At 41.6% G+C, this 21967-nt stretch carries 13 protein-coding genes and 1 other annotated feature; all 13 genes read left to right on the forward strand.

From position 1 onward, the window contains the following. The first annotated feature begins 91 nt into the window (after positions 1–91). The 13 genes from carB (at position 92) to QR40_RS05230 (ending at position 21949) form a co-directional block, all read left to right on the forward strand. A complete protein-coding gene (carB, locus tag QR40_RS05170) occupies positions 92–3310 on the forward strand; it encodes a carbamoyl-phosphate synthase large subunit (RefSeq protein ID WP_044293753.1) in 3219 nt (1072 codons plus the stop codon). 58 nt (positions 3311–3368) lie between these two features. After that, positions 3369–3507: a sequence feature (ribosomal protein L10 leader region), on the forward strand. 29 nt (positions 3508–3536) lie between these two features. Further along, positions 3537–4025, forward strand: coding sequence for a 50S ribosomal protein L10 (gene rplJ, locus QR40_RS05175; protein WP_027296071.1), 489 nt, complete (start codon positions 3537–3539; stop codon positions 4023–4025). 78 nt (positions 4026–4103) lie between these two features. Then, entirely contained in the window at positions 4104–4478 is a 375-nt protein-coding gene (gene rplL, locus QR40_RS05180; RefSeq protein WP_027296072.1) for a 50S ribosomal protein L7/L12, read from the forward strand. A gap of 268 nt (positions 4479–4746) precedes the next feature. Then, positions 4747–6258, forward strand: a complete 1512-nt coding sequence (locus QR40_RS05185) for a CoA-acylating methylmalonate-semialdehyde dehydrogenase (RefSeq protein WP_027296114.1) — start codon at positions 4747–4749, stop codon at positions 6256–6258. 182 nt (positions 6259–6440) lie between these two features. Beyond that, on the forward strand, positions 6441–7970 hold the full coding sequence (locus QR40_RS29520) for a hypothetical protein (protein ID WP_052430709.1): 1530 nt from the start codon (positions 6441–6443) through the stop codon (positions 7968–7970). 130 nt (positions 7971–8100) lie between these two features. Then, positions 8101–8289, forward strand: coding sequence for a hypothetical protein (locus tag QR40_RS31275; protein ID WP_141728551.1), 189 nt, complete (start codon positions 8101–8103; stop codon positions 8287–8289). Then, the gene (gene rpoB / locus QR40_RS05200) at positions 8238–12068 is read left to right on the forward strand and encodes a DNA-directed RNA polymerase subunit beta (RefSeq protein ID WP_027296116.1); all 3831 of its coding nucleotides are present in this window, start codon (positions 8238–8240) and stop codon (positions 12066–12068) included. Before QR40_RS31275 ends, rpoB begins: the two co-directional genes overlap by 52 nt. A 35-nt stretch (positions 12069–12103) precedes the next feature. Further along, on the forward strand, positions 12104–15784 hold the full coding sequence (rpoC, locus tag QR40_RS05205) for a DNA-directed RNA polymerase subunit beta' (RefSeq protein WP_027296117.1): 3681 nt from the start codon (positions 12104–12106) through the stop codon (positions 15782–15784). A 64-nt stretch (positions 15785–15848) separates the two neighbouring features. Then, positions 15849–16880: an acyltransferase family protein gene (locus tag QR40_RS05210; RefSeq protein ID WP_044293758.1), complete on the forward strand. Its 1032-nt coding sequence runs from the start codon at positions 15849–15851 to the stop codon at positions 16878–16880. Between the two features lie 183 nt (positions 16881–17063). After that, complete coding sequence (locus tag QR40_RS05215; protein WP_044293759.1) at positions 17064–18581, forward strand: sugar ABC transporter ATP-binding protein; 1518 nt, start codon at positions 17064–17066, stop codon at positions 18579–18581. A 44-nt stretch (positions 18582–18625) separates the two neighbouring features. Next, positions 18626–19624, forward strand: coding sequence for an ABC transporter permease (locus QR40_RS05220; protein ID WP_044293760.1), 999 nt, complete (start codon positions 18626–18628; stop codon positions 19622–19624). Beyond that, positions 19624–20616, forward strand: a complete 993-nt coding sequence (locus tag QR40_RS05225; RefSeq protein ID WP_044293763.1) for an ABC transporter permease — start codon at positions 19624–19626, stop codon at positions 20614–20616. The genes QR40_RS05220 and QR40_RS05225 overlap by 1 nt, the downstream gene beginning before the upstream one ends. 154 nt (positions 20617–20770) lie before the next feature. Beyond that, positions 20771–21949 (forward strand): autoinducer 2 ABC transporter substrate-binding protein, encoded by a 1179-nt coding sequence (locus QR40_RS05230; RefSeq protein WP_044293765.1) that lies wholly within the window; start codon positions 20771–20773, stop codon positions 21947–21949. Positions 21950–21967 lie beyond the last annotated feature (18 nt).

A 21967-nucleotide genomic window follows, 5' to 3' on the forward strand; every position in this document is an offset into this window, starting at 1 on the left:
ATATATTTACACATCTCTTACAATAACGTATAATAGACCTAATGATTTTGTGTAGTATAGTATACAAAAAGATATTATGAGAGGTAAAACCATGAAGAGAAATGATATTCACAAAGTACTTATTATCGGTTCCGGTCCTATCATCATTGGACAGGCATGCGAATTTGACTATTCCGGAACACAGGCGTGTAAAGCGCTAAGAAACCTTGGTTATGAAATTGTTCTGGTAAATTCCAATCCGGCAACAATCATGACAGATCCGGAAACAGCGGATATTACTTATATTGAACCATTAAATGTGGAACGTCTGACTCAGATTATTGAAAAAGAACGTCCGGATGCGTTACTGCCAAACCTGGGTGGACAGTCCGGTCTGAATCTGTGTTCCGAACTGGCAAAAGCCGGTGTTTTGGAAAAATATGACGTAAAGGTTATCGGTGTTCAGGTAGATGCTATTGAGCGTGGAGAAGACCGTATAGAATTCAAAAAGGCTATGGACAGCCTGGGAATCGAAATGGCAAAAAGTGAAGTGGCATATACCGTAGAAGAGGCAGTGAAAATTGCTGACAATCTGGGTTATCCGGTAGTTCTGCGTCCTGCATATACCATGGGTGGTGCAGGCGGCGGACTGGTATATAATGTTGAAGAGTTAAAGACGGTATGTGCCAGAGGATTACAGGCAAGTCTGGTAGGCCAGGTATTAGTTGAAGAATCAATTCTCGGCTGGGAAGAGCTGGAATTAGAAGTTGTCCGTGATGCGAAGAACAACATGATTACAGTCTGCTTTATTGAAAATATTGATCCGCTGGGCGTTCATACAGGCGATTCTTTCTGTTCTGCACCGATGCTGACCATATCCGGAGAGGTTCAGAAAAGACTTCAGGAGCAGGCTTATAAAATCGTTGAAGCCATTGAAGTAATTGGTGGTACCAACGTACAGTTTGCACATGATCCGGTCAGTGACCGCATTATCGTAATTGAGATTAATCCAAGGACATCACGTTCATCTGCGCTGGCATCAAAAGCAACCGGGTTCCCTATTGCTCTGGTTTCCGCAATGCTTGCAAGTGGTTTGACTTTAGATGAAATTCCGTGCGGCAAGTATGGAACTCTGGATCAGTATGTTCCAGGCGGTGATTACATTGTAATTAAGTTTGCCCGCTGGGCGTTTGAGAAGTTTAAAGGATCTGAGGATAAGCTTGGAACCCAGATGCGTGCCGTTGGTGAAGTTATGAGTATCGGTAAGACTTATAAAGAAGCTTTCCAGAAGGCAATCAGAAGTCTTGAGACCGGCAGGTACGGACTTGGCAATGCAAAGGATTTTGCAACCAAGTCGAAGAAAGAACTTTTGAAAATGCTTGCCGTTCCTACAAGTGAACGTCAGTTTATTATGTATGAAGCATTGAGAAAAGGTGCTTCCGTTCAGGAATTATTTGAATTAACGAAAATTAAGCATTACTTCATTGAACAGATGAAAGAATTGGTAGAAGAAGAGGAATCATTAAAGGCTTTAAAGGGAAAGGTTCCTCAGACAGACGTATTGAAACAGGCGAAGTTAGATGGTTTTGCTGATAAATACCTGAGCCAGATCCTGGAAGTAACAGAAGATGAAGTAAGACGTACAAGAATAGAAGCCGGAATCGTTGAAGCCTGGGAAGGGGTTCACGTAAGCGGTACCAAGGATTCTGCATATTATTATTCCAGTTACCATATGAAAGATGAGAGCCCGGTTAATAATGATAAACCGAAGATCATGATTTTAGGTGGTGGACCAAACCGTATCGGACAGGGAATCGAATTCGACTACTGCTGTGTACATGCAGCAATTGCTTTGAAAGAGCTGGGATTTGAAACTATCATTGTTAACTGTAATCCGGAAACTGTTTCTACAGATTATGACACTTCTGATAAATTGTATTTTGAACCACTGACCCTGGAAGATGTACTGAGTATCCATGACAAGGAAAAACCGGTAGGAGTTATTGCACAGTTTGGAGGACAGACGCCGCTGAATCTGGCATATGACCTGAAAAAAGCGGGAGTCAATATTCTTGGAACAACACCGGAAACGATTGATCTTGCAGAAGACAGAGATCTGTTCCGTGACATGATGAAGAAGCTGAATATTCCTATGCCGGAAGCAGGAATGGCTGTTAACGTAGGGGAAGCGCTTGCGATTGCAAATAAGATCGGATATCCGGTTATGGTACGTCCTTCTTATGTTTTGGGCGGAAGAGGCATGGAAGTGGTTCATGATGATGAGGCTCTGACATTCTACATGAAGGCAGCGGTTGGAGTTACTCCCGACAGACCGATATTGATCGACCGTTTCTTACATCATGCTACTGAGTGTGAGGCTGATGCCATCAGCGATGGAACTAATGTATTTGTTCCGGCGGTAATGGAGCATATTGAACTTGCAGGTGTTCATTCCGGTGACTCCGCATGTATTCTTCCATCTAAGAACCTGACAGAAGAACAGATCGAAACCATTAAAGATTATACGAGAAAGATTGCAGCAGAAATGAATGTAGTCGGACTTATGAATATGCAGTATGCCATTGAAGACGGAGTAGTATATGTACTTGAAGCAAATCCGCGTGCATCCAGAACAGTACCGCTGGTATCAAAAGTATGTAATATTAAAATGGTTAAACTGGCAACAGATATCATGACTTCTTATTTAACTGGAAGACCTTCTCCGGTACTTGATTTAAAAGAGAAGAAGTTTTCACACTATGGTGTAAAAGAAGCTGTTTTCCCGTTTAATATGTTCCCGGAAGTAGATCCTTTATTAGGACCTGAAATGCGTTCTACCGGAGAAGTACTTGGTATTTCAGAAAGTTTCGGTGAAGCGTTCTATAAAGCGCAGGAAGCTACTCAGACCAAACTTCCATTAGAAGGTACCGTACTCCTCAGCGTAAGTGACAGAGACAAGCCGGAAGTAAAAGAAGTGGCACAGGAACTTCATGATTGCGGATTTAAGCTGATGGCGACCGGTAGTACTTATGAACTGATTAAGGAAGCCGGACTTGAAGCCGAGAAGATATCTAAGATTAATGAGGGAAGACCGAATATCCTGGATGCCATCACCAATAAAAAGATCCAAATGATCATCAATACACCAATTGATAAAAAAGGTGCAACAGATGATAGTTATATCCGTAAGGCTGCTATCAAGGAAAAAATACCTTACATGACAACAATGGCAGCGGCAAAAGCTACGGCAGAAGGCATTAAGGCAGTAAAGATGGGAGAACGTTTAGAGGTTCATTCATTACAGGAGTTTCATAAAAAAATCAAAGAATAATGCCAGCCAACAGAAAAAGTTATAAAATCTGCTTGACAAATTCAGACAGACTATGCTATAGTCTATTAGAAAACTGCCGAAGACAGTAGGTGCCGTAAGGCATAAGGTGAAAACGCCTACCGAGGAGTAATGAGTTCTAATAAGAATGATTTATGAAACCTCTTTGTCTTGTACAAAGAGGTTTTTTACGGCGGTACACATACTAACATAAGGAGGTGCACCATTCATGGCAAAAGTTGAACTTAAAAAACCAGTTGTTGAAGAGATTAGCGCAAGTATCAAAGATGCAGCATCAGTTATTTTAGTAACTTATAGTGGAATCAGCGTGGAACAGGACACAGCTCTTCGTAAAGAGCTTAGAGAAGCTGGCGTTGTCTACAAAGTATACAAAAATACAATGATGAACTTTGCATTCAAAGATACAGATTGCGAAGCACTCAGCAAACATCTGGAAGGACCAAATGCAATTGCAATTTCGAAAGAAGACGCAACTGCTCCGGCAAGAATCTTAGCAAAACATGCAAAGACTGTTCCGGCAATCAAATTGATCGCAGGTGTCGTAGAAGGAGCTTACTACGATGAGACAGGCGTACAGGCATTGGCTTCCGTTCCGTCAAGGGAAGAACTTCTTGGCAAGTTACTTGGAAGTATCCAGTCACCTATTACAAATCTTGCTCGTGTTCTTAATCAGATTGCAGAAGCAAAAGAAGCTTAAGAATTCAACGTAAAACGTGGAACCGGGAAATCGGATATCCGAAAAAATAACTTAAAAAATTAAATGGAGGAAAATAAAATGGCAAAATTAACAACAGCAGAATTTATTGATGCTATCAAAGAATTATCTGTATTAGAATTAAACGATTTAGTAAAAGCATGTGAAGAAGAATTTGGTGTATCTGCAGCAGCAGGTGTTGTAGTAGCAGCAGCAGGCGGAGCAGCAGAAGCAGCAGAAGAAAAAGATGAGTTCGACGTAGAATTAACAGAAGTTGGACCAAACAAAGTTAAAGTTATCAAAGTTGTTCGTGAAGCTACAGGCTTAGGCTTAAAAGAAGCTAAAGAAGTAGTTGACGGAGCTCCTAAGGTTGTTAAAGAAGGCGTTTCTAAAGCAGAAGCTGAAGAATTAAAGACTAAATTAGAAGCAGAAGGCGCTAAGATCACATTAAAATAATCTGATGATTAGCAATCCCCGCAGTTACCTGGTTCCAGGTGTCTGCGGGGATTTTTTGTTGTCCGGAATAGGTCTTCACAAAAAAAATATAGATATGTGAAGTTATGAACATATCTGTGAATGCAGATAATGTCCTGATTGTTTCGTGAATAAAATAACGAAAAGTTTGTGTTGATTTTGGTTATGTTCTGTGATAATATAAGATATATCCAAAATATAATCAACAAATTACAATAGTTTACCACAAATATGAAAGTGAGGATTTATCATGGGCGATGTTAAGAAACTGGGTTATTATGTTAATGGTGTGTTTAAAGAATCTAAGACGGAACGTTATACGGATGCTTGCAATCCGAGTACCGGTGAAATCACTGCAAAAGTACCCTGCTGTACTTCAGAGGAAGTAGAAGAAGCCATTGCAGCAGCGAAAGCAGCTTTCCCTGGCTGGTCAGGAACACCTGTAATCAAACGTGTTCAGATTCTTTATAAGCTGAGAGATCTGCTGATTGCGCATATGGATGAACTGACGGAACTTGTTGCAAGAGAAAACGGCAAAGCATGGGTTGAGGCAGAAGGTGACGTCCTGAAAGCAAAAGAAGGAACCGAACAGGCAATTTCCGCGCCGTCATTAATGATGGGCGAAAGTCTCATGGATGCTTCCTCCGGTTTTGACACTGTAATGTACCGTGAACCCATGGGTGTATTTGCAGGTATTGTTCCATTTAACTTCCCGGCAATGATCCCTATGGGATGGATGACACCAATGTGCATCGCCTGTGGAAATACCATTGTAATAAAGGCTGCAACGTTTACACCTCAGACCTGTATGCGTATCGCTGAATTATATAAGGAAGCAGGGCTACCGGATGGCGTAATCAATATTGTGACCTGTTCCAGAAATGAAGCGGAAATGTTTTTACAGCATCCGGATATCAAAGGAATTACTTTTGTGGGATCAACAGAAGTAGGATTACATATTTATTCAACTGCAGCAGCAAATGGAAAACGCGTTCAGGCTCTTTGCGAAGCGAAAAACCATGCACTGGTGTTGAATGATGCACCAATCGAAAGAACAGCAGCTGGAATTATTAACGCAGCCTTTGGATGTGCCGGTGAACGCTGCATGGCACTCCCGGTGGTTGTAGTCCAGGAAGATATTGCAGATGACCTGGTTCATGCAATTGTAGAAAAAGCAAGAGAAATTAAAGTCGGTCCGGCTTATGATAAAACAACAGGTATGGGTCCGGTAGTAAATGAAGGGCATAAGAAGTTTGTTACGAATTGGATCGAAAAAGGAATTGAAGAGGGTGCAGAACTGATCTTAGATGGAAGGGATATCCAGGTTCCGGGATATGAGAATGGTTATTATGTAGGGCCTACGATTTTCGATCACGTAAAACCGGGAATGACCATCGGAGACAGAGAAGTATTTGGTCCGGTTCTCTGTATCAAACGTGTGAAAGATTTCGATGAAGGACTTGCGGTTATGAATGCAAATCCATATGCTAACGGTTCTGTAATCTTCACACAGAGCGGTCACTATGCGAGAGAATTTGCAAGACGTACGGACGGAGGAATGGTGGGAGTCAATGTAGGTATTCCGGTTCCCGTAGGTATGTTCCCATTTAATGGACATAAGAAATCTTTCTTTGGAGATCTGCATTGCCTTGGAAAAGACGGATATCGTTTCTATACAGAAGGAAAAGTAGTGACCACCCGTTGGTTTGACGAGGAAGAGAAGAAAGCCAAAACAGTTTCTACCTGGGATGGAACAATCTGATCTGCTTTAAATTTGTAATTTTAGAATGTATGATAACTTAAAATGATGCTGGTGCTGAGAGATAATCTTGGCACCGGCATTTTTTATATTGCTGGTGAGAAAAATTGATTTGGTGAATTTTACATTATCATGTATAATATTTTTAGAATGTTTTTGAAAATCAAAGTGGGGGGTAGAGTTAAATGAAAAATGTAAAAAAGCGATTTTTTATTCCATTAACATTAATTCTGATATTGCTGATTGGCATTTCACCTGTTTTCCAGGCGGACGCTGCATGGAAGCACAAAAGTACAGGCTGGTATTATTATACAAAGAGCGGAAGACTGCAAAAAAGCCGCTGGGTTGGTGACCGGTATGTAAATTCCAAAGGAAGATGGATTGTAAGCTTTAAAAATACCGGGAAGGGATACCGCTATAAGAATGGATCTAAGGGATACCTGAAAAGCCAGTGGAAAACAATTGATGGGAACCGTTATTATTTTAATAAGAAGGGTTATGCCGTTACACAAAGCTGGGTGGGCAGTCATTATCTGGAGGCAAGCGGGAAATATGTAAAAGGGCTTGTGAAAACATCGAAAGGCTGGCGTTTCCGGGATGAAAAGAACCAGTACATAACGAATAAGTGGAAGACTATCAATAATAAACGGTGCTATTTTGATAAACATGGTTATGCGGTCAAAAATAAAAGAATTACCATAAATGGAATTAAATACAGCTTTGATAAATATGGTTTCATGAAGCCGGGTATGCGAACTGGAGATAAAGGAAAGAAATATCAGAACCAAAGCGGAAGTTATCTGAAAAACAGTTGGAAGAAAGTGTCGGGTAAGTGGTACTATTTTGGCAGTAATGGTTATATGGTAAAAAATAAATGGGTTGGCGATTACTATCTGGGCAGTAATGGGGCAATGGTGAAGAGTACTTTTATAGGAAGTAAGTTCGTTGATGCTTCCGGGAAAAAGGTAAGCGCTTCTGCATTAAGCCTGTCTGCACCCTCTGCGGTATTAATTGACGCTAAGACGGGAAAAGTTATTTATCAGAAAAATGCAAATCAAAACCGCCCCAATGCCAGTACCACAAAAATAATGACGGCAATACTGGCTTTGGAGTATGCCGGATTGAATGATTCAGTTTCTGTCTCTGCGTATGCCGCAGGACAGGAAGAAGTAAAGCTGTATATGAATCCGGGTGAAGTCTATCGGATGCAGGATCTGCTGTATGCATTACTGCTGCCTTCCTATAATGATGTGGCAGTGGCAATAGCGGAGCATATCAGCGGCTCGGTACAAAATTTTGCAGATCTTATGAATCAGAAGGCTAGAGAGCTTGGATGCAAAAATACAACCTTTGTCACACCAAATGGACTGGAGATGGGAAATCATGGTTCGTCAGCTCTGGATCTTGCAAAGATGCTGCGTTATGCCATCAAAAAAGATTTGTTCCGCCAGATTATACAGACCAGGGCTTATAGTTTTTCCAGCCTTTCTGGCGGCAGAGGATTTACGGTATATAGTACGGATGATATGCTGGGCCAGATGTCAGGATTCCTGGGTGGAAAAACAGGTTGGACAACTTTGGCTGGACATTGCTTTGCCGGGGCGATGAGCAAAAACGGAAAGACCTACATTTCGGTGGTTCTGGGGTGTCCAAGCAGTGAGTCCAGATGGAGGGATACCAAAACCCTGCTAAACTATGGTGCTGCAAATTATTGATGCTATGTATACGGCACATTTCAGATACAAGCTGAAATCCACAGTTTGCTACTGTTTGTTTTTAATCGTGCTCTTAAACAGGAAGTTCAAATTGTACAAATTTAAAACCAATTTTTTCAGGAGAAACTGCTTGACAGCAGTTTTTCTTTATGCTAAAGTGGAAGATGCACTATTGTGCAGGATTGTGCCCAAGGGTATCATTATGCCCAAAACCGGGTTGTTGGAAATAGTTTATATTTATATAGAAAGAACAGGGGTGAAACGTCAATGGAGAAAAACAGGATACGACCAATCAAAAGCGGCAAAAGCTTTCGTATGAGTTACTCAAGACAAAAAGAGGTTCTGGAAATGCCCAATTTGATTGAGGTCCAGAAAGACTCATACCAATGGTTCCTAGACGAAGGAATGAAGGAAGTTTTTGAAGATATCTCTCCAATCGCAGATTATAGTGGCAAACTGAGCTTGGAATTTGTAGATTTCACATTATGTGAAGATGATGTGAAATATTCCATCGAGGAGTGCAAGGAGAGAGATGCAACATTTGCTGCACCGTTAAAGGTTAGGGTGAGACTTCATAATAAAGAGAATGACGAAATCAATGAACATGAGATATTCATGGGGGATTTGCCTTTAATGACTGCAACAGGTACCTTTGTAATTAATGGTGCTGAACGTGTTATCGTTAGTCAGTTGGTTCGTTCGCCAGGTATTTATTATTCAGTTGCTCATGATAAAATTGGTAAAAAGTTATTTTCTGCTACCGTTATTCCTAACAGAGGTGCCTGGCTGGAATACGAAACTGACTCCAATGATGTTTTCTATGTTCGTGTAGATAGAACCAGAAAGGTGCCGATTACGGTTTTAATCCGTGCACTTGGCATCGGTACCAATGCTGAGATCATTGAGTTATTTGGTGAAGAACCTAAGATCCTGGCAAGTTTAACTAAGGATACATCAGAAAATTACCAGGAAGGTCTTCTTGAATTATATAAAAAGATCCGTCCGGGTGAACCGCTGGCAGTAGAAAGTGCAGAAAGCCTTATTACCAGTATGTTTTTTGACCCTAGAAGATATGATCTTGCTAAGGTTGGCCGTTATAAATTTAATAAGAAGCTTCTTCTTCGCAACCGTATCTCAGGACATGTGCTTGCAGAAGATGTTGTAGATACTACTACAGGTGAAATTCTGGCTGAAGCAGGCACCGAAGTAACACGTGAAATTGCAGATGCTATTCAGTATGCAGCAGTTCCTTTCGTTTGGATTCAGACGGAAGAACGTAATGCGAAAGTAATCTCCAGTATGATGGTTGATATTACGAATTTCGTTGATGTTGATCCAAAAGAAGTGGGTGTTACAGAGTTAGTATATTACCCTGTGCTTGAAAAAATACTGGAAGAAAATGACGATATTGAAGATATCAAATATGCAATCAAGCAGAATATCCACGAATTGATTCCGAAGCATATTACAAAAGAAGATATTATTGCTTCTATTAACTATAATATGCATCTGGAATATGGAATTGGCAATGCAGATGATATCGACCATTTAGGAAACAGACGTATCAGAGCAGTAGGCGAGTTGCTGCAGAACCAGTACCGTATTGGTCTTTCCAGGCTGGAAAGAGTTGTACGTGAACGTATGACAACACAGGATCTGGAAGGAATTTCACCACAGTCTCTGATCAATATCAAGCCGGTAACAGCAGCTGTTAAAGAATTCTTTGGTTCTTCCCAGCTGTCTCAGTTCATGGATCAGAATAATCCGCTTGGTGAGTTAACACATAAAAGACGTTTATCCGCACTGGGCCCTGGTGGTTTGTCCAGAGATAGAGCGGGATTCGAGGTTCGAGATGTTCACTATTCCCATTATGGAAGAATGTGTCCGATCGAGACACCTGAAGGTCCTAATATCGGTCTGATTAACTCCCTGGCAACCTATGCCAGAATTAATGAGTATGGTTTTATTGAAGCACCATACCGTAAAATAGACAAGACAGATCCGACTGACCCTCGTGTTACGGAAGATGTTGTATATATGACTGCAGATGAGGAAGATAATTATCATGTAGCTCAGGCGAATGAGGCCCTGGATGAAGAAGGACATTTTGTTCATAAAAATGTTTCCGGTCGTTACAGAGAAGAAACGCAGGAGTATGAAAGAACTACATTTGATTACATGGATGTATCTCCTAAGATGGTATTTTCTGTTGCTACCGCATTGATTCCTTTCCTGGAAAATGATGATGCTAACCGTGCGCTGATGGGATCTAACATGCAGCGTCAGGCCGTACCGTTATTGACTACGGATGCACCGGTTGTTGGAACAGGTATGGAAATGAAAGCAGCGGTTGACTCCGGTGTTTGTGTGGTTGCCAAAAAAGCCGGAACGATTGAACGTTCCACATCTAAGACAATTGTTATGAAAAATGACGATGGATCTAAAGATGAGTATCATTTGACGAAGTTTGCAAGAAGTAACCAGAGTAACTGTTACAATCAGAGACCGATCGTATTCAAAGGCGATCATGTGCAGGCGGGAGACGTTATTGCTGACGGACCTTCTACACAGAATGGTGAAATTGCATTAGGTAAGAACCCATTGATCGGATTTATGACCTGGGAAGGTTATAACTACGAGGATGCGGTATTATTAAGTGAAAGACTGGTTATGGAGGATGTCTATACATCTGTCCATATTGAAGAATATGAAGCAGAAGCCAGAGACACAAAATTAGGACCGGAAGAAATTACAAGAGACGTTCCCGGTGTCGGCGATGATGCGTTAAAGGATCTGGATGAAAGAGGTATCATCCGTATCGGTGCGGAAGTCCGTGCCGGAGATATCCTGGTTGGTAAGGTTACCCCTAAGGGAGAGACTGAGCTGACTGCAGAAGAAAGGCTTCTTCGTGCGATCTTTGGTGAAAAGGCGCGTGAAGTAAGAGATACTTCTCTGAAAGTACCTCATGGAGAATATGGTATAGTCGTAGATGCCAAAGTATTTACCAGAGAAAACGGAGACGAATTATCACCGGGCGTAAATCAGGCAGTACGTATTTATATTGCACAGAAGAGAAAGATTTCCGTTGGAGATAAGATGGCCGGCCGTCATGGTAACAAGGGTGTTGTTTCCCGTGTACTTCCGGTAGAAGATATGCCGTTCCTGCCAAACGGACGTCCGCTTGACATCGTATTGAATCCTCTTGGTGTGCCTTCCCGTATGAATATCGGACAGGTACTTGAGATCCATTTAAGTCTTGCGTCAAAAGCGTTAGGATTTAATATATCCACACCGGTATTTGATGGTGCGAACGAAGTTGATATTATGGATACTCTTGATCTGGCGAATGATTATGTCAATCTTGAGTGGGAAGAATTTAAAGAGAAACATGAGCAGGAACTGCTTCCTGATGTTATGGATTATTTATATGAGAACAGAGCACACAGAGAACTCTGGAAAGGTGTACCGCTTTCACGCGATGGTAAAGTAAGGCTGCGTGATGGCCGTACCGGCGAGTACTTCGACAGTTCAGTTACAATCGGACACATGCATTATCTGAAGCTTCATCATCTGGTTGATGATAAAATCCATGCACGTTCCACCGGTCCTTACTCCCTGGTTACACAGCAGCCTCTTGGTGGTAAAGCACAGTTTGGTGGACAGCGTTTCGGAGAGATGGAAGTTTGGGCGCTGGAAGCATACGGTGCATCCTATACACTGCAGGAAATTCTGACTGTGAAGTCCGATGATGTTATCGGCCGTGTGAAGACTTACGAAGCAATTATCAAAGGAGAAAATATACCGGAACCAGGTATACCGGAATCCTTCAAGGTATTGTTAAAAGAGCTTCAGTCCCTTGGACTTGATGTAAAAGTACTCAAGGAAGACCAGACAGAAGTTGAAATCATGGAAACGATTGATTTTGGCGAAACAGATCTGCATTCCGTTATTGAAGGCGAGAAGGGCTACAATGAGGAAGAACCTCTGGAAGACTTCGGATTTAGTCAGCAGGAATTTGAGGACGGCGAGTTAGTTGATGTGGAAGAGGAAGAAGAAGAAGCATTTTTAGACCTAGAAGAAGTTCTTGATGAAGAGTAAATGTAGGTAGCTAACAATGGAAAGGAGTACCATCAATGCCTGAAACAACAAACAATGAAACGTATCAGCCAATGACTTTTGATGCAATCAAAATTGGTTTAGCATCTCCGGATAAGATCAGAGAGTGGTCCAGAGGAGAAGTTAAAAAACCAGAAACGATTAATTATAGAACCCTGAAACCAGAAAAAGACGGATTATTCTGCGAGCGTATTTTCGGTCCCAGCAAGGACTGGGAGTGCCACTGCGGTAAATATAAGAAAATCCGTTATAAAGGTGTAGTCTGCGACCGATGCGGCGTAGAAGTAACCAAAGCCAGCGTTCGTAGAGAACGTATGGGACACATTGAGCTTGCAGCTCCTGTTTCCCATATCTGGTATTTTAAGGGAATCCCTTCCAGAATGGGATTAATTCTGGATCTGTCTCCCAGAGTATTGGAAAAAGTATTGTACTTTGCCAATTATATTGTGTTGGATAAAGGAACTACAGATTTACAGTACAAACAGGTTCTGACAGAAAAAGAGTTCCAGGAAGCGAAAGAAAAATGGGGAAACACTTTCCGTGTAGGCATGGGAGCAGAATCCATTAAGGAACTGTTAGAAGCCATTGACATGGAGAAGGAATCCGTTGAATTAAAAAGAGGACTGAAGGATTCTACCGGTCAGAAAAGAGCCAGAATCATTAAAAGACTGGAAGTTGTAGAAGCTTTCCGTGGCTCAGGAAACAGACCGGAGTGGATGATCATGACAGTTGTTCCTGTTATTCCGCCGGATTTACGTCCTATGGTTCAGCTGGATGGCGGACGTTTTGCCACATCTGACCTGAATGACTTATATAGAAGAATCATCAACCGTAATAACCGTCTGAAAAGACTTTTGGAATTAGGTGCACCTGATATTATCGTTCGTAATGAAAAGCGTATGCTTCAGGAAGCGGTAGATGCTTTAATTGATAATGGACGTCGTGGACGTCCGGTAACAGGACCGGGTAACAGAGCCCTTAAATCCTTATCAGACATGTTAAAGGGTAAATCCGGACGTTTCCGTCAGAACTTACTTGGAAAACGTGTTGACTATTCAGGACGTTCTGTTATCGTTGTTGGACCGGAACTTAAGATTTACCAGTGCGGTCTGCCAAAAGAAATGGCAATTGAATTATTCAAACCTTTCGTTATGAAAGAATTAGTAGCAAACGGTACTTCTCACAATATTAAGAATGCGAAGAAGATGGTAGAAAGACTTCAGCCGGAAGTCTGGGATGTTCTGGAAGAAGTTATCAAAGAACACCCGGTTATGTTAAACCGTGCCCCCACACTTCACAGACTTGGTATTCAGGCATTTGAGCCTATATTGGTAGAAGGTAAGGCGATCAAGCTTCATCCATTGGTATGTACAGCGTTTAATGCTGACTTCGATGGTGACCAGATGGCTGTCCATCTTCCATTGTCTGTGGAAGCACAGGCAGAATGCCGTTTCTTACTGTTGTCTCCAAACAACCTGTTAAAACCTTCCGATGGTGGTCCCGTTGCCGTACCTTCACAGGATATGGTCCTTGGTATCTACTATCTGACACAGGAGAGACCAGGTGCACTTGGAGAAGGCAAAGTATTTAAAAGCGTAAACGAAGCAATCCTTGCTTATGAAAATAAGGCTTTGACATTACAGACCAGAATTACGGTTCGTATGACAAAGATCATGCCGGATGGAAGCAGGCTTACCGGAAATGTAGAATCTACGTTGGGACGTTTCATCTTTAATGAAATTCTTCCTCAGGATTTAGGTTTTGTAAACCGTGATATTCCGGAAAATGCACTGAAGCTGGAAGTAGATTTCCACGTAGGTAAAAAAGGATTAAAACAGATTCTGGAGAAAATCATCAATACTCACGGAGCAACCAAGACTGCTGAAGCACTTGATGATATCAAGGCTATGGGTTACAAGTACTCTACCAGGGCAGCGATGACCGTATCCATTTCCGATATGACAGTACCTCCTGAAAAACCGCAGCTGATTCAGCAGGCACAGGATACGGTAGATAGAATTACAAAGAACTTCAAACGTGGTCTGATCACGGAAGAAGAGCGTTATAAAGAAGTTGTGGAAACATGGAAGAACACCGATGATATTCTGACCAAGGCGCTGTTAGACGGTCTTGATAAGTACAATAACATCTATATGATGGCTGACTCAGGAGCCCGTGGTTCTGACAAGCAGATTAAACAGCTTGCCGGTATGCGTGGTTTGATGGCGGATACAACCGGTCATACAATCGAGCTGCCTATCAAGTCAAACTTCCGTGAAGGACTTGACGTATTGGAGTACTTTATGTCTGCACATGGTGCTCGTAAAGGTCTGTCTGATACTGCTCTTCGTACAGCCGATTCCGGATACCTGACCAGACGTCTGGTTGACGTTTCCCAGGACTTGATTATCCGTGAAGTTGACTGTTGTGAAGGAAAAGAAATTCCGGGTATGTATGTAAAAGCATTCATGGACGGAAAAGAAGAAATTGAAAGCCTGCAGGAGAGAATTACAGGTAGATTTGCCTGCGAAACTCTTACAAATAAAGATGGTGAAGTTCTCGTAAAAGCAAACCATATGATTACCCCAAGACGTGCGGCACGTATCATGAACGAAGGTGTGGATGCAAATGGAAAACCATTTGACAAGATTAAGATCCGTACGATACTGACATGTAAATCACATATCGGTGTATGTGCGAAATGTTATGGATCCAACCTTGCAACAGGCGAAGCAGTTCAGGTAGGTGAATCCGTAGGTATTATTGCAGCTCAGTCTATCGGAGAACCTGGAACACAGCTTACCATGCGTACGTTCCATACCGGTGGTGTGGCCGGCGGCGATATTACACAGGGTCTTCCCCGTGTCGAGGAGCTTTTTGAGGCAAGAAAGCCAAAAGGTCTTGCTATTATTACAGAAATTCCTGGTATTGCAAACATTAAGGATACCAAGAAAAAACGCGAGATTATTGTGACAAACGATGAAAGCGGTGAAGCTAAGACATATCTGATTCCTTATGGATCCAGAATCAAGGTACAGGATGGTGCATTATTGGAAGCCGGTGATGAGCTGACAGAAGGTAGCGTAAATCCACATGATATCCTGAAGATCAAAGGTGTTCGTGCTGTACAGGATTACATGATTCAGGAAGTTCAGCGTGTTTACCGTTTACAGGGTGTTGAGATCAATGATAAGCATATCGAAGTTATTGTTCGTCAGATGCTGAAGAAGATCAGAATTGAGGATAATGGTGATTCTGAATTACTGCCTGGTACACTGGTAGATATTCTTGACTTTGAAGATGTTAATGATGCGTTAGTAGAAGAAGGCAAGATGCCTGCAGACGGAAAACAGGTAATGCTTGGTATAACAAAAGCATCTCTTGCAACCAACTCCTTCTTATCAGCAGCATCTTTCCAGGAAACGACGAAGGTACTGACAGAAGCAGCAATCAAAGGTAAGATTGATCCGCTTATCGGATTAAAAGAAAATGTTATAATCGGTAAATTAATTCCGGCCGGAACAGGCATGAAGAGATACCGTAATGTAAAACTGGATACAGATTATACACTGGATCAGGTTTATGAGGATGAAGATTTTGATGATGATGACGATCTGGATCTGGGCCTTGATTTATCAGATGATTTAGATCTGGATGATCTGGGTGAAGAAGATTTGGTATCTGCTACAGAAGAATAAGTAATTATGGCATGTTATGGTGTGAACTATAGCATGCCATTTTTCTAAGGGAGAGGTTTTGGATATGAAGGATGAAAGATCGCTTAATATTGACTTGGCAAGGATATTCGCAATAGTGGGTGTGACCTATTATCACATATGGAAGCGAATGCGCAGACCGGAATATATTGTAGGGATATTTAACCTGGATGGTTTTGCAAAATGGGGTGTCATTGGTGTAATAATTATGTTTGTGATTTCGGGATATTGTATGGTAGGCAGTTATCAGAGGTTAGAGGGGTTACCTACCGGTAAAAGATTAAAAAGTTTTTATTTAACAAGATTTCTTCGGATCGCACCGGCGTATTATATATCTATATTAATCTGCTGTATTTTCATGGCAAATAATTTGAAACCACAGCCATATGAATTTAAGGATGTGGTAGCACATTTATTATTTGTTCATGCATTTAGCATGGAAACAGTTGCAAAAATAAAAGGTTTTTACTGGTATATCAGCGTTCAGATGATCTTTTACTTAATGGTACCTTTTATTTTTTTAGTTTGCAAAAAAGCTGTTTTATGGCTGAAGCTTTCAGCGACAGCAAAAAAAGTAGCTGCGATATTAGCATGTATACTTCTTTTCCCCTTAACCTGGATTACTTTTTTTAGTAATATGGAATACATAGCGATGCTGCCATGCTTCTTAGTTGGGATGCTGGCTGCATATTTAAAAGGAGTCAAGGTTCCAAGGGTTATTGGCATTTTATTGTTTTTAGGCGGAATAGGAATGATGTTCATAAAATCTAATCCCTTTTTAACTTACGATGCATATAAGTCGATATCTGGCGTAGCAATTGCTCTTGGGTTTTTGTGGATGCCAAAAATAAACGTTAAAAATTCATTGCGTACGATAATAATGGCGCTTTCTGCAGCCTCTTATTCAATATATTTGTACCAGTTTGCGTTTTTTGCCTTTATTCCTAAAAAGGGCGGAGAGTTTGTGATGACGCTTTTTGTGGTCTTTACAGTGGCGGTGGGGTTACTGATGTATTTGTGCGTGGAGTATCCGTTAGCGAATGTGTTATGCAGAGGTAAGAAAAAACAACAGGTATAAAAGGGGTGCCGCAAAGCCGGCAGTCAATGATAAGTGTCCCTGGACAAAGAGTAAAATCTTCTGTCCGGGGGCTTTTGTATTTTATATAAACCCTTTTTGATTTTACATGTACCTTTTCTTCTGCTCTTGGTAAGATAAAGACAGTTAAGAAAGAGACAGCATATGAAGATTGGAGGAGGAACTATGGGAAAAACAATATTGGAACTTAGAGATATTGTGAAAACTTTTCCAGGGGTCCTGGCCCTGAATGGCATTGATTTTGAACTTCGAAGCGGTGAAGTACATGCCATTTGCGGCGAGAACGGAGCGGGAAAATCCACGCTTATGAAAGTGGTTTGCGGAGTGCATAAGCCGGATAGCGGAACAATGGTTGTTAATGCAAAAGAGGAATCGTTTGGGAATCCTATGGAAGCATACCAGAAAGGAGTTTCCATTATTTTTCAGGAAACCAGCCTTTTTGAGGAAATGACTGTACTGGATAATCTGTTTCTGGGACATGAGATAACGAAAAGGATAGGTCCTGTCAGTTTCATTGATTACGATGGGATGAAGAAACGGGCAAAAGAAATTTTCAGACGTCTGAATACTCAGATGAGCCTGGATGTAACGATAAAAACCTTGGGTATGGCTCAAAAGCAGATGGTGGAAATTGCAAAAGCACTTACATTTGATGCTAATATCATTATATTTGATGAGCCTACGGCATCTCTTACCCAAAGAGAAGTCAGTGCCCTGTTTGAGATTATTGGGAACCTGAAAAAAGAAGGTCTGGGAATTGTGTATATCAGCCACCGTCTGGAAGAAATATTTGAGATTTGCGACAGGGTAACGGTGATCCGTGATGGTCAGTATATTTCTACTAAAGAGGTATCCGGTACGAATAAAGATGAACTTGTGGCAGATATGGTAGGAAGAAAGATGGGCAATTATTATCCCAAGGCAGAAGCTAAGATTGGAAAAGAACTGCTTCGTGTAGAGCATTATTATGACGATGGATTTTTAGAAGATATCAGTTTTGCCTTAAATAAAGGAGAGATTCTCGGGTTTGCAGGTCTGGCAGGAGCTGGCAGGACAGAGCTTATGGAGTCCCTCTGCGGCTTTACGGGAAAAGCTGCAGGTAAAGTCATACTAGAGGGAAAAGAGGTCGTGATCAGGGACTATAAAGATGCTATGGCAAATGGACTGGTATATGTTTCCGAAGATCGTGGAAAATTCGGATTGATTGTTGATATGAGTATTGAACAGAATATCTCTCTGCCCCAACTGGAAAAATTTGCTGGTAAACTGGGCATAATCCACACGAAAAAAGAGCAGGAAATTGGAGAAAAATATATACAGGATGTTGGTATTAAAGCTCCAAAGGCTGATTTTCTGGTTGCAAATTTGTCAGGGGGAAACCAGCAGAAGGTATCTGTTTCAAAAGCGCTGGCATTAAATCCTAAAATTTTAATACTGGACGAACCAACCAGAGGCGTGGATGTAAATGCAAAAGCAGAAATCCATAAGATTATCAGTGATCTGACACAAAAAGGCCTGACGATTATTATGATTTCCTCAGAACTCCCGGAACTGCTTGGAATGTGTGATCGGATTTATGTAATGAAAGACGGTTATATCGCCGGTTGTTTTGACAGAGATGAAGTGACCCAGGAAAAGATACTAACAGTAGCTCTGGAATCTAAAAAGCAGGTAATGGCATAAGCCGGACACAAACATTTTGAAGATATGCTTAAGGAGGGAGTAAAATGGATCATAATAAGAAAAAAGCAGCGTTTTTAACAACAGAATTTTATCTGGCAGTCTTTCTGGCAGTAGTATTGATTGGACTTGCAATTTTTGCAAAAGGATTTTATACCGTAAATAACCTGATGAGCTTATTGAATTCTTTCAGTTACATATTAATATCGGCAGTAGGTATGAACATGATTATTTTGACATCGAATATCGATGTTTCCACAGGAGCTTTAATATCAGTAATCTGTATATGCACAGCGGCTATCGGGAAGATGGGGGCACCGTTTGCTGTTCTTCTGGCAGCAGCGATGGTAATAGGAGCAGCCCTGAGCACATTTAACGGGTTGTTTATTACAAAATTAAAGATTCCGGCAATTGTAGCCACTTTGGCGACGACCCAGATATTTCAGGGGATTCTGCCGCTTACGGTAGAAGGGTCTATTTATGATTTGCCGGCTTCTTTTACCTGGCTGGCATTCGATGCAAAAATCTTCGGAATGATACCGGCAAGTGTACTTATATGTCTGATTGTGGTGGCAGCAGCCTTGCTATTTATGAAGTACTCCAGATTTTCCAAGAAGATCTATGCTATTGGGAACAATAAAGGCGGTGCCAGACTGGCTGGTATAAATGTAAATAAAACTGTAGTGCTCACTTATACGATAGCAGGTGCCTTATTTGGGATATCAGCAGTAATTATAGCAACGGCAGGGCAGAGAGTTACTACCACTATGGGAAGTGGTCTTGAGATGACATTTATTGCAGCTGTTGTATTAGGAGGAACCAGCACGGCGGGTGGTTCGGGAAAAATAATCGGAACGGTTATTGGAGCTTTCATTCTTGCCATGATATCCCCGGCAATTAACTATCTTGGTATTAGTCCAAATTGGTCAGATGCGATTAAAGGCGCAATTATTATCATCTCCGTATTGGTTACGGCAGCCAGATATATCAAGAAAAAAAGGGTCATTACAAACCCTGTGATCTGTAAGGCTGGGGGTGAAGCATAATGGAAAAGAATAGAAAATATAAAGTCACGTTTAATATGGCGCTGTTTTTAATCTGGGTTGTGATATTTGCAGCAATCGCACTAGGGAGTCCGTCGTTTTTAAAACCCGCATACATTATAAACGTTATGTTTCGAAATATTGTAGAAATCGGTATGGCTGCTCTGCCTATGACGTTGATTATTATTACGGGCGGCATTGATCTTTCGGTAGGAAACATCATGATTCTCTCCGCTATGATGGGCGGAATGGCAGCTGCCGGAATGGGAACAGGAGCTGGAATTATTGTTACGATCCTTACAGGAGGAATCTGCGGACTGGTGAACGGTATTATCATAGCCAAAGCCAAAATTTCGGAGATGGTGACTACGCTGGCGACGATGTATCTGTTTCTGGGGCTGGCAAGAGGAATATCTCATGGTGACAGTGTTTACAGTTATGACTTTACGAACTTTTTTGGAAATACCTCCATTGCAGGGATTCCGCTGCAAATCTGGATTTATGTGATACTTGCTGTTTTCTTCATTATTCTTCTGGGTAAGACTACTTTTGGCAGAAAATTATACAGTATTGGGTTGAATAAAAATGCAACGAAATATTCCGGTGTGAATACGGATAAGATGCAGATACTGATTTATGTAATTTGTGGTCTCATCTGTGCACTGGCAGCCTTTATATGGCTGGGAAGGTTCACCAGTGTTAAGTATGATGCCGGAACCAGTTTTAACCTGAAAGTAATAACGGTAGTTGTTCTGGGCGGAACCAGTATCAACGGTGGAATCGGAGATATGAAAGGCACCGTATTGGGCACGCTGATTATAGCAACCCTGAACAGCGGACTTACCGTATTGAATATCCCTATTGACGTGCAGACGATTGTACAGGGTGTAGTTCTGATGATTGCTCTGATCGCCTATGCCTTTGTAAATTCAAAAGCTAAGAAAAAGAAAATTATTGCAGTATCAGCAAAACAAATATCAGAGAGTCAGGTATGACGGCTAGTGTCTCCCGGCGTAAATACGCCACTATATAGCAGCCGGTTGTAAAAACCAATGGATTGTAATAAAATTGTGATATTCAGGGTCAACTGAGTAAACACATAATATTTACATAAAAAATTAATTTGTAAGAAGAAAGGGTGGGTAAATTATGAAGAAACGATTGGTAACAAAGGTATTGGCGGCAGCCCTGATTGGTATTATGGCGGTATCTTCTTTAGCCGGATGCTCTGCGACTGACACATCGGGTGGAAGTAAAACTACAGAAAAAGCGGAGACGAAAGAGACAGCCGCAGCAGGCAATGAAGAAACAAAGGAAGCATCCAAAGATTCATCGTCAGAAACCAAAGGCGCTGATGTGGTTGTGGCAATGCTGCCCAAATTCAAAGGAGAAAACTATTTTGATGCATGTAAAGTAGGTGCCCAGGAAGCAGCAGATGAATTGGGAATCACCTTGTTGTATGATGGACCGTCACAGGATCAGGCTACTAACCAGAAACAGGTGGATATTCTCGAAGGATGGATTGCTCAGGATGTAAATGTTATTATTGTATCTCCTAATGATCCGACTGCAATTGCTCCGACCTTAAAAAAAGCCCAGGATGCAGGTATTAAAGTAGTAACATTTGATGCGGATGCTCAGGAAGATTCCAGAGATTTATTTGTAAACCAGATTACTGCACAGGCAGCTGCAAAAGGCTTGTTGGATGGTGCTGCAATTGATCTGAAGGCGAAAGGATACGGTGCAGGCCAACCTGCAAATATTGCATTGGTGTCCGGATCCGGCACAGATGCAAATCAAACAGCATGGGAGGCAGCAATTGATGAATTACTGAAGACAGATGATTACAGCTTTATGAAAATTCAGAATAAAGAAACAGATGTATATTATCCGGGTACGGACGAAACTACAGTAAACAGCGAGTGTGCAACTCTGATCAGCCGTATGGGGGAAGGTGCGGACCAGATTCAGGCAGCAATTGCATTGTCATCCATGTCAACTCCTGCTCTGGGTGCACAGTATCAGTCTGCATCCAGCAAACCGGATCCTTCCAAGATCACGTTAACCGGACTGGCGACACCAAATGCTCTGAAAACATACATTAAGGATGAAGAGAATCCAATGAACACCGGAGTTCTCTGGAACTGTATGGATCTGGGATATCTGGCAGTTCAGTCAGGATATCAGCTGGCAGAGGGAACGATCACGACGGATTCTACCTCCATTGAAGCAGGAAGACTGGGAACGAAAGAGATTACAAACCGTGAGTGCGTATTAGGGGATGCATTGGTATTTGATGCGGCTACCGTGGATAATTATGACTATTAATGATTAGCAGAAGTGTAA

It is taken from the genome of Robinsoniella peoriensis (genome assembly GCF_000797495.1).
GTDB classification, from domain to species: Bacteria; Bacillota; Clostridia; order Lachnospirales; family Lachnospiraceae; genus Robinsoniella; species Robinsoniella peoriensis.

What these genes read in the sequence shown, in the direction of transcription:
- carB (WP_044293753.1), top strand. Translation starts at nt 92, where the DNA reads ATGAAGAGAAATGATATTCACAAAGTACTTATTATCGGTTCCGGTCCT.
- rplJ (WP_027296071.1), top strand. Translation starts at nt 3,537, where the DNA reads ATGGCAAAAGTTGAACTTAAAAAACCAGTTGTTGAAGAGATTAGCGCA.
- rplL (WP_027296072.1), top strand. Translation starts at nt 4,104, where the DNA reads ATGGCAAAATTAACAACAGCAGAATTTATTGATGCTATCAAAGAATTA.
- QR40_RS05185 (WP_027296114.1), top strand. Translation starts at nt 4,747, where the DNA reads ATGGGCGATGTTAAGAAACTGGGTTATTATGTTAATGGTGTGTTTAAA.
- QR40_RS29520 (WP_052430709.1), top strand. Translation starts at nt 6,441, where the DNA reads ATGAAAAATGTAAAAAAGCGATTTTTTATTCCATTAACATTAATTCTG.
- rpoB (WP_027296116.1), top strand. Translation starts at nt 8,238, where the DNA reads ATGGAGAAAAACAGGATACGACCAATCAAAAGCGGCAAAAGCTTTCGT.
- rpoC (WP_027296117.1), top strand. Translation starts at nt 12,104, where the DNA reads ATGCCTGAAACAACAAACAATGAAACGTATCAGCCAATGACTTTTGAT.
- QR40_RS05210 (WP_044293758.1), top strand. Translation starts at nt 15,849, where the DNA reads ATGAAGGATGAAAGATCGCTTAATATTGACTTGGCAAGGATATTCGCA.
- QR40_RS05215 (WP_044293759.1), top strand. Translation starts at nt 17,064, where the DNA reads ATGGGAAAAACAATATTGGAACTTAGAGATATTGTGAAAACTTTTCCA.
- QR40_RS05220 (WP_044293760.1), top strand. Translation starts at nt 18,626, where the DNA reads ATGGATCATAATAAGAAAAAAGCAGCGTTTTTAACAACAGAATTTTAT.
- QR40_RS05225 (WP_044293763.1), top strand. Translation starts at nt 19,624, where the DNA reads ATGGAAAAGAATAGAAAATATAAAGTCACGTTTAATATGGCGCTGTTT.
- QR40_RS05230 (WP_044293765.1), top strand. Translation starts at nt 20,771, where the DNA reads ATGAAGAAACGATTGGTAACAAAGGTATTGGCGGCAGCCCTGATTGGT.